Raw genomic sequence first — 14701 nt, 5'->3', positions numbered from 1 at the left:
GCTCGGGACCTCTGGAGCGCTTTTTTCGTGGCCCGCCCTAAGGCATTAGCACGAAAGATTGAAATAAATAGAAAAACTATAACTGTAAAGAAAGGGTATCACTATGACACCAGAAAAGAAAAAGAACCGGAGATTACGCAACTACGTACTCCTCTCCCTCCTCTTGCTCCTCATCGGAGGCACTTATGCCTTTACCGCCTTTAACCAGCGGGCCATCAATGACCGAGAAAATCAAATCGAGATTAACGTGGGTGGCCGTGTCCACGACTACTATAACCGCGACACCGAAAACAAAGATGTCTTTGTCGAAAACTACGGCGAACGTCCCATCATGGCCCGTATCCGCTTATCGGAGTTTTTAGAAACCCGCCAAACAGGTCAAGACAGCTGGACTCAGCTTGTAGCGGGAACCGAGCGTAACAACTTGGACTCATGGACCACATGGATGCCTAACCCCACAAATATCAATGACCGTCTCAACACCGACCCGTCCAATGCTTTTGACCGCTATGCCCGACTGACCTTTGGCTGGAGCCGTGAAGGACGAGATGCCCCATGGTACATGCCAACCTTCAACCATGACAACATGGACCAGATGACGGCAGCCGCAGGCCATGCCCGGGACTACATCGCAGGAGGTGGTGCAACAGACGGTACCACTGATGGTGCGACGCACCCCGGAGATGGGACCGACGATTACTGGTCAGAAACAGACAGCTTTGATAACGGCGCAGGGACGTGGCCGGGTGAAACCATCACCAATGATGCCGCCCAAAACCTGCACCAGCAACGTGCCCCAATGACCATCGAGCAGTGGGCGCAACTCGAGCCTTACCAACAGATTGGTGACTTCTGGGTGGTAGACCATCAAACAGGCTGGGCTTACTGGGCCTCGCTCCTAGAACCGGGCGAAGCAACTTCTTACCTGCTTGATGCGGCAGAGATGACGGCGGCTATCGAAGATACGGTTTTCAATGGCTCGTACTACTATGGTATCCATGTGGAGAGTGGCCTAGTAAGCCCTGACAACAGTGATGACTTTCTACCTGATGGACATGACCGCTTAGCCGACTTCCTCACAGGTATCCGTAATAATGCTATGGACGATGGGGATCAAGGGACAAACCCTGGTGCCGATGTGGATTCACCACCGTCAGACTTTAACTTTGGAGCGATGTATCCAGGACGGATCTTTACCATGTCAGGAGAACAATACCGTTACCTTGAAAATATGGGCAATGGCAATCATATGATTATCCGTAACAATGCCATCCGTAATGTGAGTTTTAACGGCCAAGCAACTCAGTTGACTATTTGGTATAACAATCTTGACAGTGCTGTCCAAGCCATAGTCCAGCCTGTAGCCAATAGCTTTACAACAGGTTCTGTGACGGATGGTACAGTGACCTTTACTGGAGGTACAAGATGGATTCCCAGTAACTTAACAGGCACAGTAGCGAATGATATCACCCAAGTTGTTCCAGCAGGAACAGCACGGGCCTTTACCCTTTCTCTGGCGGATGTGACCCGTTTATCTGGAGAAGATTTAGGTTTTCCATATCATGCGCAACGTGGTTCCACTGCTCTAGGCTGGTGGTGGCTGCGTACCCCTGGTGCTTCAGGTAGTGGTTGGCATGTGTCTATTGGCGCCACTGCTGGTCAGCTGACTGCCTATGTGGGCGTGACCCATAACCCTGCCACTGGGGGTGTCCGCCCAGCCCTCATCATCAACCAACCCACAAACTAAAAACGTAGCCCAACAAAAAAAGCAACACAACTGCTTTGTTTAGGAGAAGAATGTCTCAGCTATAAGCTCTCTGTGTTCCTCAAAACTCACTGCAAGCGCATAAACTGTTGCACGCCCCAAAGGTAAGCAGCAAAGGAGAGAAGCAGTAGCATCACAGCGAGAACGATTATGTAGGGTTTGATACTATTTTTATTTTTCATAAAGTTCTTCTTTCTATATTTAGTTTTAAAGCAAAGCTCTGTTGTTTTTAAGAGATAAAGTTATATTTTATATTATAAAAAAAGAAACGCAATGATTGAGCTATTTATTGCTGGGAGAAAAGTCGCTCACTTAGCGTAGCTTTATCGCATATCGCAGGGTTTATATGAGAAGGCAAAAAGTCCATAGGCTTATGGACTTTTTGCTCTAGATGGAGTTAAAAAACTTATAAAGTGCAAGAAAAGGACACAGGAAACTGTGCCCTTTTTCGATATCTATACTGTGATGATGCTTGCTCTTGTTAGGAGGAAATCCCTAAAGAATTTTCTCTTACTTGAAGACCCCAAATCCACCGCCCCAAGAAATCTTTTCGGAGCTGGCTAGAGATATTTGTAAGAACCCCATAGCTTCCAGCTCACGCGCACGTTTCAATGAACCGGCATCAAGAGTAGCTAAGCCACTGCCTTCGAGAGCTTTTATCACAAAGTCTTTCGCTTCTTTGCTCTCTCCTGCAAACAGAACCGTGGTTTGATGCTGATCTGCCACTTTCTTTGTAGTTAAGGTAGCTGCGAAGGTTGTATTAAAGCCCTTAATAACATCGGACTCTGGTAATTTTTTTGAGATAACTTCCGCCGCAGAGCTATCAGAAGGAACCACTAGGTCATCAAAGGTCTCAAAGTTCACGGGATTAGTGATATCAACGACTGTTTTTCCTTCCAGTTCTTTTCCGTACTGCTCAATAATTTCGTCTACTGCAGAATAAGGGACGGCCAGTACAATCAAATCCCCTAGAGTAGTTTTAGAGGTACTTGTAGTGATATACTCTACGTCGTTACCCGCATCCATGAAGTTCTCTCCGATGGCTTTACCCATATTTCCTTGGCCAAAAATAGTTACGTTTACCATAATGTTCTCCTTCATCTATAAATTTAGTTTTATGCTTATAAGAAAATTATATCACTCTGGTTGTTTTTGATGATAAAATTTGTCCCGCTAAATCTATACATTTGTAGTCTCATAGACTTGGACTTTGTCTTAAAAGAAATGGTAAAAAGCGAACGCCAGAACTCTGTCTCATGTAATACAGTGATGTTTTACGTGAAACTTATTAGACCTTACTTCACCGGTGTGGTAAACTAGGTGTATGTTAAAAAAAATTGAGAAAGCTTACTTATATCTAGAAAAAAATCTAGAAAGTTTACGCTGTCCCTTGTGTCATCATTCCTTTTCCATAGAGCCTTACGCCTTACGATGTGCGAAGAACCATACCTTTAATCTGAACAAGAAAGGTTATGTGAACTTTTTGCAAACCAAAGCAGATACGGAACATTATACGAAGAAAATGTTTGAGCCAAGACGGCGTCTCATATCAGCTGGGATGTACGGTCCTGTCTTGACAGAGATTACGGCACATCTTCAAGAGGGAAACCTGCTGGATGTGGGCACGGGCGAAGGAAAATTTTTGGAGCAATTAGCTTATGATGGGAACAAGTTTGGCTTTGATATTGCCAAGGATGGGATCGAGATGGCAACGGATCTGCCTTTTGCAAGTTTTCTAAGCTTGGCTGATTTGACGAATCTACCGTTTGCTGATGCTTCCATATCCACGGTGCTGAATATCTTCACACCATCAAACTATAAAGAGTTCAAGCGGGTCTTAAAGGACGAGGGAAATCTTATCAAGATCGTACCTGACCGATACTATCTACAAGAGCTGCGATCTGCTTATGGTTTTCCGATTGATTATGACAATAGTGAAGTCATTCAACGCTTCAAGCAGGAGTTTCCGGAGTTTGAGCAGAAAGAGTTGCACTACTCTTTCGCTATTCCGGAACACCTTCGTTTGGATTTTTTAGAAATGAGTCCGCTAGAGTGGGCGGTTGCGCCAGAAGTTAAAGAAAAAGCGCAAGAGATACCCCCTACCCAAGCAACCATTCATGTCCAACTTTTAGTCGGAAAAAAAGAAAAACCTCAGTAGACTGAGGTTTTTATATTTAGAAAATAATTATTTCATAAGTAAATGTACGAGTTTTTTAATCCCTTTTTTACAAATTAGAAAAACGACGAAACCAACAAGAAGCGCAGCTGGAACTGCAACTAAACTGCTTGTTACTGTAATAAAAAGATACATCATCATTGCCATGATAACTGAAAAACTTGCAACGTTAAGAAAGAAAGTCAATTCATGAACACGTTTAGTGAGGTGGCTTTCTTCTGAGTTTAGTTCATCATACGAATAGTACTCTTGCTTCTCGTAGAAATCGTTTAAATTTTTTAATTCCATAGTTTTTTCCCAAATTTCCCTGATACTTAAGCTCTATACTACATAATAACAAATTATGAAACTGTTTGCAATACAATAGCATAACGAATGTTACACTTTTTTTGAATAATAGATAAAATAAAATGAAAATCAGACGTGTCAAGAGGAATAAATAGTGCTATAATTTAGTTTATGATTAAAATTACTACTACAGCAGAAAGTATCGAGCAAGCCAAAGCTCTACTGGAAGCTGGCACTGACAATCTTTATATTGGTGAAGCCGAATTTGGACTACGACTGCCGACAGCACTTAGTCATGAGGAGATTCGGGAGATTACTGCGCTCGCACATGCAGCTGGAAAAACAGTCACAGTAGCGGTGAATGCGTTAATGCATGTCGACATGATGGCTAAAATCAAGCCTTTCTTAGACTTCTTACAAGAAATCAAAGTAGACATGATTGCTGTAGGTGATGCGGGTGTTATCTTTGTGCTTCAAAGAGACAAGTACAACCTCCCTTTCACTTATGATGCCTCTACAATGGTTGCTTCAAGTCGTCAAGTAAACTTCTGGGCAGGCCAAGGAGCCGTGGAAGCTGTATTGGCACGTGAATTACCGAAACCCGAGCTGGAAGCGATGTCTGGCAACCTCGATGTTCCGGGAGAAATCTTGGTTTATGGTGCCACGATTATCCACCAAAGTAAGCGTCCTTTACTCCAAAATTACTATAATTTCATTAAAACTGATGAAACAGGCAAAGATCGCGAACGTAACCTTTTTGTTTCAGAGCCTAAAAAGGAAGATACCCATTATAGTATTTTTGAAGACAATCACGGCACACATATTTTTGCCAATGATGACCTCAACATGATGAGTGAATTATCCGATCTTGTAGAAATGGGATTTGACCATTGGAAGTTAGATGGTATTTTCACTCGGGGGGAAGTATTTGTAGCTGTAACGAAGCTTTTTGTGGAAGCGAAAGAGCTGATTGAAGCTGGAAACTTTACACCGGATAAAGCCTTCCAGTTAGAAGAAGATGTTCGAAAACTTCATCCCGCAGGACGGACTTTGTCACACGGTTTCTATGACTTGGACCCAAGTAAAATCAAATGATGAATGCCCTATATTTTGAGGAGTTTGGAGACAGTAGTGTCCTCAACTACGGTAAAATCCCGCTCCCCCAAGTAAGTACAGAGGAAGTCTTAGTAAAGACGGCCTATATTGGCTTGAATTTTGCAGATATTTACCGCCGTCGTGGCGGTTACTATATTGAAGAACATCAGCCTTATATTAACGGCTATGAAGCCTCGGGCGAAATCGTCACAGGAGAGCATAAGGGAAGAAAAGTTCTCTTTGTTGATGTACCTTTCGCAAATGCTGAGTATGTTGCTGTGCCTAAAGATAAGCTGATTTATTTACCAGAAGCGATTGATCTTAAGCTGGCCGCCAGCATTGGTCTCCAAGGATTAACAGCTGATTTTTTGGCGCATGATTTGGGGCAGAACCAAGCAGGGGATAAGGTTTTTGTCACAGGTATAAGTGGTGGCGTGGGGCAAATTTTGTCGCAAATCCTTCTGGCGGACGGGATGAAAGTCTACGGCACAGCCTCAAGCATTGAAAAACAAGAGCTGGCTCTCTCTAAGGGAGTCAGCCAAGTCTTTCCAAGCCGTACCGATGAGTGGCGTCAGTCACTTGATATTAAGTTTGATACGGTATATGATGGTGTTGGCAGTACTGTCAATAAAAATCTGGATCTCCTGAAAAATAGAGGACGACTGGTTTTCTTTGGAATGGCAGGGGGCAACCCCTCAGATATTGATTTGGTGAAGATGATGTCTCAATCGAAAAGTATTTTGACTGGAGATCTTTGGGATTTCTTGACCAGCTTTTCTGAAAGAGAAGTCAGAAGCCAACGTCTCTTTTCTTACTTTGCAAAAGGAAAAATAGAGTTAGCAGAGGCTACTGTTTTTCCTTTGTCAGATGGGAAAAAAGCGCATGAATATTTAGAAGCTGGTAAAAATATCGGCAAGGTTTTATTAAAACCATAATTATTTAAAATTGAAAAAGTTTTGGTCGGCAGACCTTATCAAAAATCTTATCTTGAAAATAGGAGAAAAAATGCAAGAAAATTATACAAGACCTGAGGTTCTTTCACCTGCAGGCACACTGGAAAAGCTAAAAGTCGCTATTGATTATGGTGCAGATGCTGTCTATATTGGCGGGCAAGCTTACGGCTTACGTTCACGCGCAGGAAACTTCACTTTTGAAGAAATGCGCGAAGGCGTAGAGTATGCTGCGGCACACGATGCAAAAGTATATGTTGCCGCTAATATGGTTACACACGAAGGAAATGAAGAAGGTGCGGGCGAGTGGTTCCGTACCCTTCGTGACTTAGGCATATCTGCTGTTATCGTTTCAGACCCTGCCTTGATTGCGATATGTGCAGCAGAGGCTCCTGGTCTTCCTATTCATCTGTCTACACAGTCTTCAGCTACCAACTATGAGACTTTAGAATTTTGGCAAAGTTTAGGTTTAGAACGTGTGGTTTTGGCGCGTGAAGTTTCTATGGAAGAATTAGCTGAGATTCGTAAACACACCTCTGTGGAAATCGAAGCTTTCGTACATGGTGCCATGTGTATCTCTTACAGTGGGCGCTGTGTCCTTTCAAACTACATGAGTATGCGTGATGCGAACCGTGGAGGCTGTTCACAGTCTTGCCGTTGGAAATATGATCTTTATGATATGCCTTTTGGTGGAGAGCGTAAATCCATCCATGGGGAAATTCCTGAAGAGTTTTCAATGTCCGCTGTGGATATGAGTATGATTGAGCATATTCCAGATATGATTAAAAACGGTGTAAATTCGTTGAAAATCGAAGGACGTATGAAGTCCATCCACTATGTATCTACAGTTTCAAATGTTTACAAAGCAGCCATTGATGCTTACTTAGAAAGTCCGGAAAAGTTTGAAGAAATTAAACCAGACTTGGTCGATGAGCTTTGGAAAGTTGCACAAAGAGAGCTTGACACAGGTTTCTACTATGGTGTCCCTGATGAAAACAAACAACTTTTCGGCGCGCGTCGTAAGATTCCCGAGTACAAGTTTATTGGGGAAGTTGTAGCTTATGATGCGAACAGCAAAGTTGCAACGATCCGTCAACGTAACGTGATTACGGAAGGGGATACTATTGAATTTTATGGGCCTGGCTTCCGTCATTCGGAAACAACCATTCAAAACTTACGTTTGGCAGAAACGGGCGAGTCTATTGACCGTGCACCAAACCCAATGACACTCTTGCATATTGATGTGGAAACTCCAGTGGCTCCAGGTGACATGATTCGTAAATCAGGGGCAGGTTTAATCAACCTTTATGAAAAAACAGGTGCTGCAAAAACAGTGCGTGCCTAAAAGAAGAAAAGCAGTTAAGGTGAAGTGATGGCTGAAAAGAAAAAACTCGGTGTTTATTTTGGTACTTTTGCTCCTTTTCACAAAGGACATCAGCAGCAAATCTATAAGTGTGCAGCGCTTAATGACCAAGTTCTTTTAGTTGTATCCGGTTATAAAAATGACCGTGGAGACAAGATTGGCTTGCCCTTAGATCAGCGCTATACTTACTTAAAAGAAGCTTTTGAGGATGAAGCAGAAATTACTGTGGCAAAGCTCGATGAGACTGATTTGCCACCCATGCCTAAAGGTTGGGATGAGTGGGTTTCTCGCTTATTGAGCTTACTGAAAAACTTTACTCATGAAGTCATTACTTTTTACGTGGGTGAGGCTGATTATGTGACTGAATTGCAAGCACGTTTTCCGCAAGATGGGCGTGAGTACAGGGTAGAAATCGCGGACAGGCAGGATATTAAGATATCGGCTACGGAGATTCGTCAAAATCCTTTGTTGCATTGGAATGAAATTAATCCCATCTTTCGGCGGCACTTCACTAAAATTGTTGGTATAATTGGCGGTGAGCAAAGTGGGAAGTCAACTTTGGCGAGACGTTTAGCACGCTCTTTCAATAACGCCCCATTTTCAGACAATATCCCCCAAGCACTCGCTTCTCCGGGGAATCAAGGCTTGGTCTTTATCGATAATACTTTATCTCCTCATATGGATTTGGTTCTTTTGATTCCTTCAGATAAAGATGAAATTCTTTGGGAAAAAATAGCAGAATTAGGCCTTAAAGCAAAAACCGTCTACTTAGATGATGAAGAAACGTCACGGGATACGCAGGCTTATCTTGGACGTTATTATCATGCGATAGATGCGATTAGTCAATATACAAGTATAAAAATTGAGCGTTTAAAATACTAACAAGAGGAAGAAATATGGTAAACCAAAGTCTATCCAGTGCAGAAGCATATACTTGGCAAGTCATTCAGGAACATTATAATGAGATACCAAATCTTTCGATTTCAGACTTGTCAGAACTTGCGCATTGTTCATTATCGACAATCAATCGAACAGTCCGAAAGAAAGGTTTTTCGGGCTATGCTGAGTTTCGATATTCGGTAAAAGAAAAGCCCCTTCTTCATATCAACGGGTTTTCAAATGAAGTGCTGGCAGCTATCGGCAAAAATGAAGAGGAGCTTTTGCGGACGATTCATAACATCTCAGCTCCAGCCATTGAACAGGCAGTGCGGGCTATTGACCAAGCAGATGAGATCCTGATTTTTGCTCGGGGGTTATCCACACATGCTGCTGCGGAAATGATGAAAAAACTGCAACTTTTCCATAAACTTGTGACGATTCATGATGATTATAAATACATGACTTACTATGCAAGCTTTGTGAAAGAGAAGAGCTTGGTTATCAATCTTTCCCTCAGTGGAGACACTCCTGAACTCGTGGAAGCTACGGAAATTGCAAAAGCACAAGGCGCTCATATTTTGACACTTACAGTGACTGAACAAAGTCCTCTGTCCCGTTTAGCTGATGTTTCTTTGATTGGCTATAAGAGTTCTTTGGAAGTAAATTATTTTGAGTTGGATGTGCACAGTCGTTTGCCTCTCTACATTTTAGTAAGGGTCCTCTTTGACGCTTATTCTATTTATAAAACCCATCAGTAAAATAAAAATGAAGCTTTTTGGCTTCATTTTTTTTACGTTAAAACCTCTCGAATTCTTTTCGGAAGTATTTCCAGCACATGCAAAGGAATGGGAAACTTTTCCAAATAAGAAAGTGCTATCATAATGATGTAAGCGATTTCGGTGTAAGGAAATCGAAAAAAAGGAGGTTCCCGATGGAGGGAGGAAAAATGAAACAGAGAATTTCGTACGCTTTGGGTGCATTGGGTCATGACACCTACTATGCAGCAATTAGTGTATTCTTTATTGCTTTTGTTACGAGTCAGATGTTTGCTGGAAGCAAGCACGAGGATGCTATGATTGCCCTTGTGACATCACTTGTTGTTATTATTCGCTTGATTGAAATTGTTTTTGACCCGATTATCGGTAGCATTATTGATAATACACGTACACGTTGGGGGAAATTTAAGCCTTGGCTGGTTGCCGGTGGTCTCGTTTCTTCTGTCATGATTATCCTGATGTTTTCAGACTTTTTTGGACTTGCTAAAAGTTCAAACACTACTTTGTTCATCATCGTATTTATTATTTCCTTTGTCATTCTTGATGCTTTTTATTCCTTTAAGGATATTGCCTTTTGGTCAATGATACCTGCTCTTTCTGAAAAAAATGAAGAGCGTGAATCATTGGGGACATTTGCTCGTTTTGGTTCGGCTATTGGTGCTCAAGGAACAACTATTTTAGTTATTCCCATCACCTATGGCTTTACTCAAATGATGACGGGGCATCGTGCTCAAGGTGCTTCAGGTTGGTTTGCCTTTGGTGTTATCGCGGCTATCGTTTCTGGGGGTACAGCCTTAATCACAGCTTGGGGAACACAAGAAAAAGATTCAGTTATTCGTCAACAATCACAAAAGACAACAACAGTTGATGTCTTCAAAGCTTTGTTAAAAAATGACCAACTGATGTGGTTGTCACTCTCATATATTCTCTTCGCTTTAGCTTATGTGGCAACAACAGCAACGTTGATATTGATGTTTACCTTTGTTTTAGGCCATGCAGCCCTTTACTCCATAACAGGTATTGTCGGTTTCGTTGGTTCGATTGTTTTAGTTCCGCTTTTCCCAGTACTCGCTAAGAAGTTTGGACGTCGTAAAGTATTGACAGGGGCTATTATCTCAATGCTTGTGGGTTATGCTTTCTTCTTCTTTGGAAGTACAGTACCAATGACCGTTCTTGGTCTTATCTTCTTAACAACTCCTTATCAACTGGTCTTTCTCTCTGTCCTGATGACTATTACCGACTCTGTCGAGTATGGGCAATGGAAAAATGGCGTACGTAATGAAGCGGTGACTTTGGCGATGCGTCCCTTACTTGATAAGATTGCAGGAGCTTTCTCCAATGGTATCTTCGGTTTTGTCGCTATCGCAGCGGGTATGACAGGCTCAACCTTTGATCCGAATAAAGTGTATGGTGTCACTACCTTTAAACTTTATGCCTTTGCTCTTCCAGCGGTTCTTATGGTTATTTCATTGACAATCTATTTACTTAAGGTAAAATTAACTGAAAAGCGTCATAAAGAAATCGTTATTGAGCTAGAAAACAAGTTCAAATAAAAATTGAAAATTAAAAGAAGAACTAGTGGTAACACTAGCTCTCCTTATTTTAAAAAGCAGGTGTAACATATGGAAATTACAAAAAAAGATTTTGGCTTAGGCGCAGAGTTAATCTGTTTAACAAATGAAGCAGGAGATTCGATCTCCTTCAGTAATTACGGGGCCCGCATCGTGGATTGGACCGTAGAGGGTAAGAAAATTGTCCTTGGCTTTGACTCGACGCAAGAATATGTGGAAAAAGATAACTACCCTGGAGCCACCATTGGACGAACAGCTGGACGGATTAAGGACGGCCAAGTTGAAATAGCTGGCAAGAGTGTGCAGCTCCAACAAAACGAAGGTGCACAAACCTTGCACGGCGGTCAAGAAGCTTTCGAGTCCAAACTATGGCAATTTGAAATTTTCCAAGAGAAAGAGACGGTTAAAGTTCAGTTTTACTTGACTTCAAACGATGGGGCAAATGGCTATCCGGGACAAATGGATATTACTGTGACCCATAGTTTTGATGAGAAGGGCGCGTGGACGATAGAATACGATGCTGTTTCAGACAAAGACACAGTATTCAATCCAACTGGACACGTCTACTTCAACTTGACAGGCGACGTGAGTCAAAGTCTCGATAACCACCATTTGCGATTAGCTGCTTCCCGTTTTGTACCTTTGCGAGATAAAAGCGAAGTAGTACGCGGAGATATAGTTGATTTGACACATACCGATTTGGATATGCGAGCAGGTAAAATGCTGGCAGATGTCTTTAATAGTGAAATGGAACAAGTAACTTTAGTCGGTGGATTGGATCATCCCTTTCTTTTAGATGAGCCAGGATTAGCCAAGGAACAAGCACGTTTAAGTTTGGATGAGCTCAGTATATCGGTTTTTACAGATCGTCCAAGTATTGTCATATTCTCAGCAAACTTTGGCGACTCTGGTGCGGTATATCAGGGCAAAAAAGAAGTACACCATGGGGGAATCACCTTCGAAACGCAGGTTGCTCCGGGGAGCCAACAAATCCCGGAACTTGGTGATATTAGCTTAAAAGCAGGCGAAAGATATCACGCAACGACTATTTACAAATTAAATAAAGAAAAGAAATGATGAGGAGAAGTTAAAATGGCAACAATCGTAGAAAACAGCAAGGTACTTACAGGCTTGACCAATAGTTTTGAGAAAGTTTTTGGAGACACAAAAAATCTAGAGTATTTCTTCTCGCCCGGACGTATCAACCTGATTGGTGAGCATACAGACTATAACGGTGGTTATGTTTTCCCAGCTTCCATCACTATTGGAACGACAGGGCTTGCGCGTTTGCGTGAAGATACAAAAATCAGACTCTTTTCCCAAAACTTTCCAGAGGCAGGCTTGATTGAGTTTGACTTAGCTGATGTTCATGAAAAAGATGGCGGCAGTTGGGCAAACTATGTGAAGGGTATGATCGTTATGCTTGAAGGCGCAGGTTATAAGATTGATAAAGGGTTTGAACTTTTAATCAATGGTGAAATCCCTACAGCATCAGGTTTGTCTTCATCCGCTTCCTTGGAACTTTTAGTAGGTGTTGTTCTCGATGACCTTTTCCAACTGGAAGTCCCACGCTTGGAGTTGGTTCAATTAGGCCAAAAAACCGAAAATGAATTTATCGGTGTGAACTCCGGTATTTTGGACCAGTTTGCCATTGGGTTTGGTGAAGTCAAAAAAGCAATCCTGTTGGACTGTAATACACTTAAGTATGAAATGGTTCCTGTAGAATTACGTGACTATGATATCGTCATTATGAATACAAATAAACCGCGTGCTTTGACTGAATCAAAATACAATGAGCGTTTTGCTGAAACCCGTGAGGCTCTGAAACGTATGCAAAGCAAACTGGATATCAAATCTCTTGGAGAACTCTCAAATGAAGAGTTTGAGGCAAACACAGACCTGATTGGTGATGAAACATTGATCAAGCGTGCACGCCACGCAGTCTATGAAAATAACCGAACTAAGATTGCTCAAAAAGCTTTTGTGGCTGGTAACCTCACAAAGTTTGGTGAATTACTGAACGCCTCTCATGCCTCTTTAAAAGACGACTATGAAGTGACAGGTATTGAGCTAGATACTCTGGCAGAAACAGCTCAAAAGCAAGCGGGAGTATTAGGAGCACGCATGACCGGTGCAGGCTTTGGTGGTTGTGCTATCGCCTTAGTTGCGCATGATAAAGTTGCCGACTTTGAAGCAAAAGTCGGTGCCGAATATGAAAAAGTTGTCGGCTATCCAGCCAGCTTCTATGTGGCCCAGATTGGTTCTGGGTCCACAAAACTGGATGTCGAATAAGAAAGTAAGAAAAAAATGGAAAAGTATCAAGCTATTCAAGAATTTATTAATTTAGCAGAAAAGAATCAGAGAATTGAAGCGCTTGATAAAGTTTACTGGCGTAACCAACTCCTTCATTTCTTAGGGGAAAACGAGTGGAGGGAGCCACAAATTATTGAGCAGCATGAAGCCTTAGATGTGATGGATGTTCTCATGGATTTAGCGCGTGAAAATAAAGCTTTTCTTCCAGAAAATGAAGAGTTTTATGAAGCAGCACTTATGGACTTCATCAGTCCAACTCCAAGTCAAGTCAACCGTTCTTTTTGGAAAGCTTATCAAAGCAGCCATCAAAAAGCAACAGAATATTTTTACGGACTGGCTCAAGAAATCAATCAAGTGAAGTCGAGAGATATCAGCAAAAATATTGTTTTCAGCCATCATTCAAAATATGGTAATTTAGAAATTACGATTAATTTATCGAAACCTGAAAAAGATCCTAAAGCCATTGCTGCGGCCAAGCTCGTCAAAGATTCAACTTATCCAGCCTGCGCGCTGTGTATTGAAAACGAGGGACTCTATGGAGGAGGCAATAAGGCAGCACGCAGTAATCATCGCATGATTCGCATGCAACTTAATGGTGAAGAGTGGGGCTTCCAGTACTCGCCTTATGCCTATTATAATGAACATTCGATAGTCCTTAACTCCATACATCAACCGATGAAGATTAATCGGCGCTCTTTCAGTAATCTTTTAGGATTTTTGGATCAGTTTCCTCACTATATGATCGGATCCAATGCTGATTTGCCAATAGTGGGCGGGTCTATCTTGACTCACGATCACTACCAAGCAGGCCGTCATGAGTTTCCTATGGCTAAGGCGGAGTTACGCACCAAAGTCTTCTTCAAAGATTTTCCCGAAGTTCAGGCAGGTATTGTAAACTGGCCTATGAGTGTCCTCCGCTTGTCAGCCGATAATAAAGAAAAGCTTTTAGATCTCTCAGAGCATATTTTGCAAAAATGGCAAGACTATTCGGATTTTACCTTGGATATTGTCGCTCAAACAGAAGACGGTGTGCCTCATCATACAATAACTCCCATCGCACGAAAGCATGACGATGTTTATGAAATTGATCTGGTGTTACGGGACAATAATGTGAGTGCAGCCTATCCAGATGGTATTTTCCACCCCCATGCGGACCTGCATCATATCAAGAAAGAAAATATTGGCTTGATTGAGGTAATGGGCTTGGCTGTTCTACCACCAAGACTCAAAGAAGAACTCAAAGAAGTAGAAAATTACCTTCTCGGCCAGAAAAATCACATCAAAGATATGCACCTTCCTTGGGCACAGGAGCTAAAACGCAAGATGGAATATACATCAGAAAATGTTACTGAGGGTGTGAGGAGAGCGGTGGGTGATGTCTTTACACGCGTGTTGCAAGATGCAGGCGTCTTTAAAGATGATGCGATCGGTCAAGAAGGGTTTAAGCGCTTTATTGATTTTGTAAATAAATAAGGATATACTTATATTTAATATACAAATATTATCAATTAAAAGCTTTGTAATA

Annotated in this window: 13 protein-coding genes; 11 read left to right on the top strand and 2 right to left on the bottom strand. The window is 42.0% G+C overall.

Annotated features, from left to right (window positions below):
• Positions 1-103 precede the first annotated feature (103 nt).
• On the top strand, positions 104-1747 hold the full coding sequence (locus tag I6G50_RS07515; protein WP_197908405.1) for a DUF6273 domain-containing protein: 1644 nt from the start codon (positions 104-106) through the stop codon (positions 1745-1747).
• A 528-nt stretch (positions 1748-2275) separates the two neighbouring features.
• On the opposite strand, the gene I6G50_RS07510 is transcribed toward I6G50_RS07515, so the two are convergent.
• The gene (locus tag I6G50_RS07510) at positions 2276-2851 is read right to left on the bottom strand and encodes an NADPH-dependent F420 reductase (RefSeq protein ID WP_197908404.1); all 576 of its coding nucleotides are present in this window, start codon (positions 2849-2851) and stop codon (positions 2276-2278) included.
• Positions 2852-3089: 238 nt separating this feature from the next.
• On the opposite strand from I6G50_RS07510, the gene I6G50_RS07505 reads away from it, so the two are divergent.
• On the top strand, positions 3090-3923 hold the full coding sequence (locus I6G50_RS07505) for a putative RNA methyltransferase (RefSeq protein WP_197908403.1): 834 nt from the start codon (positions 3090-3092) through the stop codon (positions 3921-3923).
• A gap of 27 nt (positions 3924-3950) precedes the next feature.
• Here I6G50_RS07505 and I6G50_RS07500 read toward each other — a convergent pair whose 3' ends face one another.
• On the bottom strand, positions 3951-4229 hold the full coding sequence (locus I6G50_RS07500) for a DUF3270 family protein (protein ID WP_004259761.1): 279 nt from the start codon (positions 4227-4229) through the stop codon (positions 3951-3953).
• A 171-nt stretch (positions 4230-4400) separates the two neighbouring features.
• On the opposite strand from I6G50_RS07500, the gene I6G50_RS07495 reads away from it, so the two are divergent.
• The 9 genes from I6G50_RS07495 (at position 4401) to galT (ending at position 14649) form a co-directional block, all read left to right on the top strand.
• Positions 4401-5324 carry a peptidase U32 family protein gene (locus I6G50_RS07495; protein WP_197908402.1) on the top strand — a complete coding sequence of 308 codons (924 nt, stop codon included), beginning with the start codon at positions 4401-4403 and terminating at the stop codon, positions 5322-5324.
• The gene (locus I6G50_RS07490) at positions 5321-6259 is read left to right on the top strand and encodes a zinc-binding dehydrogenase (protein WP_197908401.1); all 939 of its coding nucleotides are present in this window, start codon (positions 5321-5323) and stop codon (positions 6257-6259) included. The genes I6G50_RS07495 and I6G50_RS07490 overlap by 4 nt, the downstream gene beginning before the upstream one ends.
• A 70-nt stretch (positions 6260-6329) precedes the next feature.
• Positions 6330-7619: a peptidase U32 family protein gene (locus tag I6G50_RS07485; RefSeq protein ID WP_081168513.1), complete on the top strand. Its 1290-nt coding sequence runs from the start codon at positions 6330-6332 to the stop codon at positions 7617-7619.
• Positions 7620-7646: 27 nt separating this feature from the next.
• Positions 7647-8519 (top strand): adenylyltransferase/cytidyltransferase family protein, encoded by an 873-nt coding sequence (locus tag I6G50_RS07480; RefSeq protein WP_197908400.1) that lies wholly within the window; start codon positions 7647-7649, stop codon positions 8517-8519.
• A gap of 14 nt (positions 8520-8533) precedes the next feature.
• A complete protein-coding gene (locus tag I6G50_RS07475; RefSeq protein ID WP_004259744.1) occupies positions 8534-9274 on the top strand; it encodes a MurR/RpiR family transcriptional regulator in 741 nt (246 codons plus the stop codon).
• A gap of 173 nt (positions 9275-9447) precedes the next feature.
• The gene (locus I6G50_RS07470) at positions 9448-10845 is read left to right on the top strand and encodes a glycoside-pentoside-hexuronide (GPH):cation symporter (protein WP_197908399.1); all 1398 of its coding nucleotides are present in this window, start codon (positions 9448-9450) and stop codon (positions 10843-10845) included.
• A 69-nt stretch (positions 10846-10914) separates the two neighbouring features.
• The gene (locus tag I6G50_RS07465) at positions 10915-11940 is read left to right on the top strand and encodes a galactose-1-epimerase (protein ID WP_197908398.1); all 1026 of its coding nucleotides are present in this window, start codon (positions 10915-10917) and stop codon (positions 11938-11940) included.
• 15 nt (positions 11941-11955) lie between these two features.
• A complete protein-coding gene (locus I6G50_RS07460) occupies positions 11956-13155 on the top strand; it encodes a galactokinase (RefSeq protein WP_197908397.1) in 1200 nt (399 codons plus the stop codon).
• Between the two features lie 15 nt (positions 13156-13170).
• Positions 13171-14649: a UDP-glucose--hexose-1-phosphate uridylyltransferase gene (gene galT, locus I6G50_RS07455; protein WP_197908396.1), complete on the top strand. Its 1479-nt coding sequence runs from the start codon at positions 13171-13173 to the stop codon at positions 14647-14649.
• The last annotated feature ends 52 nt before the right edge of the window (positions 14650-14701 follow it).

Origin of the sequence: Lactococcus garvieae (assembly GCF_016027715.1) — a bacterium.
Taxonomy (GTDB): Bacteria; Bacillota; Bacilli; order Lactobacillales; family Streptococcaceae; genus Lactococcus; species Lactococcus garvieae_A.
The sequence above is the reverse complement of the archived record's forward strand: the minus strand, read 5'-3'. Positions and strand labels throughout refer to the sequence as shown.

Excerpts from the sequence above, each read along its gene's own strand:
- I6G50_RS07480 (WP_197908400.1), top strand. The coding sequence starts at position 7,647 with ATGGCTGAAAAGAAAAAACTCGGTGTTTATTTTGGTACTTTTGCTCCT.
- I6G50_RS07485 (WP_081168513.1), top strand. The coding sequence starts at position 6,330 with ATGCAAGAAAATTATACAAGACCTGAGGTTCTTTCACCTGCAGGCACA.
- I6G50_RS07475 (WP_004259744.1), top strand. The coding sequence starts at position 8,534 with ATGGTAAACCAAAGTCTATCCAGTGCAGAAGCATATACTTGGCAAGTC.
- I6G50_RS07465 (WP_197908398.1), top strand. The coding sequence starts at position 10,915 with ATGGAAATTACAAAAAAAGATTTTGGCTTAGGCGCAGAGTTAATCTGT.
- I6G50_RS07495 (WP_197908402.1), top strand. The coding sequence starts at position 4,401 with ATGATTAAAATTACTACTACAGCAGAAAGTATCGAGCAAGCCAAAGCT.
- I6G50_RS07470 (WP_197908399.1), top strand. The coding sequence starts at position 9,448 with ATGGAGGGAGGAAAAATGAAACAGAGAATTTCGTACGCTTTGGGTGCA.
- I6G50_RS07490 (WP_197908401.1), top strand. The coding sequence starts at position 5,321 with ATGATGAATGCCCTATATTTTGAGGAGTTTGGAGACAGTAGTGTCCTC.
- I6G50_RS07515 (WP_197908405.1), top strand. The coding sequence starts at position 104 with ATGACACCAGAAAAGAAAAAGAACCGGAGATTACGCAACTACGTACTC.
- I6G50_RS07460 (WP_197908397.1), top strand. The coding sequence starts at position 11,956 with ATGGCAACAATCGTAGAAAACAGCAAGGTACTTACAGGCTTGACCAAT.
- galT (WP_197908396.1), top strand. The coding sequence starts at position 13,171 with ATGGAAAAGTATCAAGCTATTCAAGAATTTATTAATTTAGCAGAAAAG.
- I6G50_RS07500 (WP_004259761.1), bottom strand. The coding sequence starts at position 4,229 with ATGGAATTAAAAAATTTAAACGATTTCTACGAGAAGCAAGAGTACTAT.
- I6G50_RS07505 (WP_197908403.1), top strand. The coding sequence starts at position 3,090 with ATGTTAAAAAAAATTGAGAAAGCTTACTTATATCTAGAAAAAAATCTA.
- I6G50_RS07510 (WP_197908404.1), bottom strand. The coding sequence starts at position 2,851 with ATGGTAAACGTAACTATTTTTGGCCAAGGAAATATGGGTAAAGCCATC.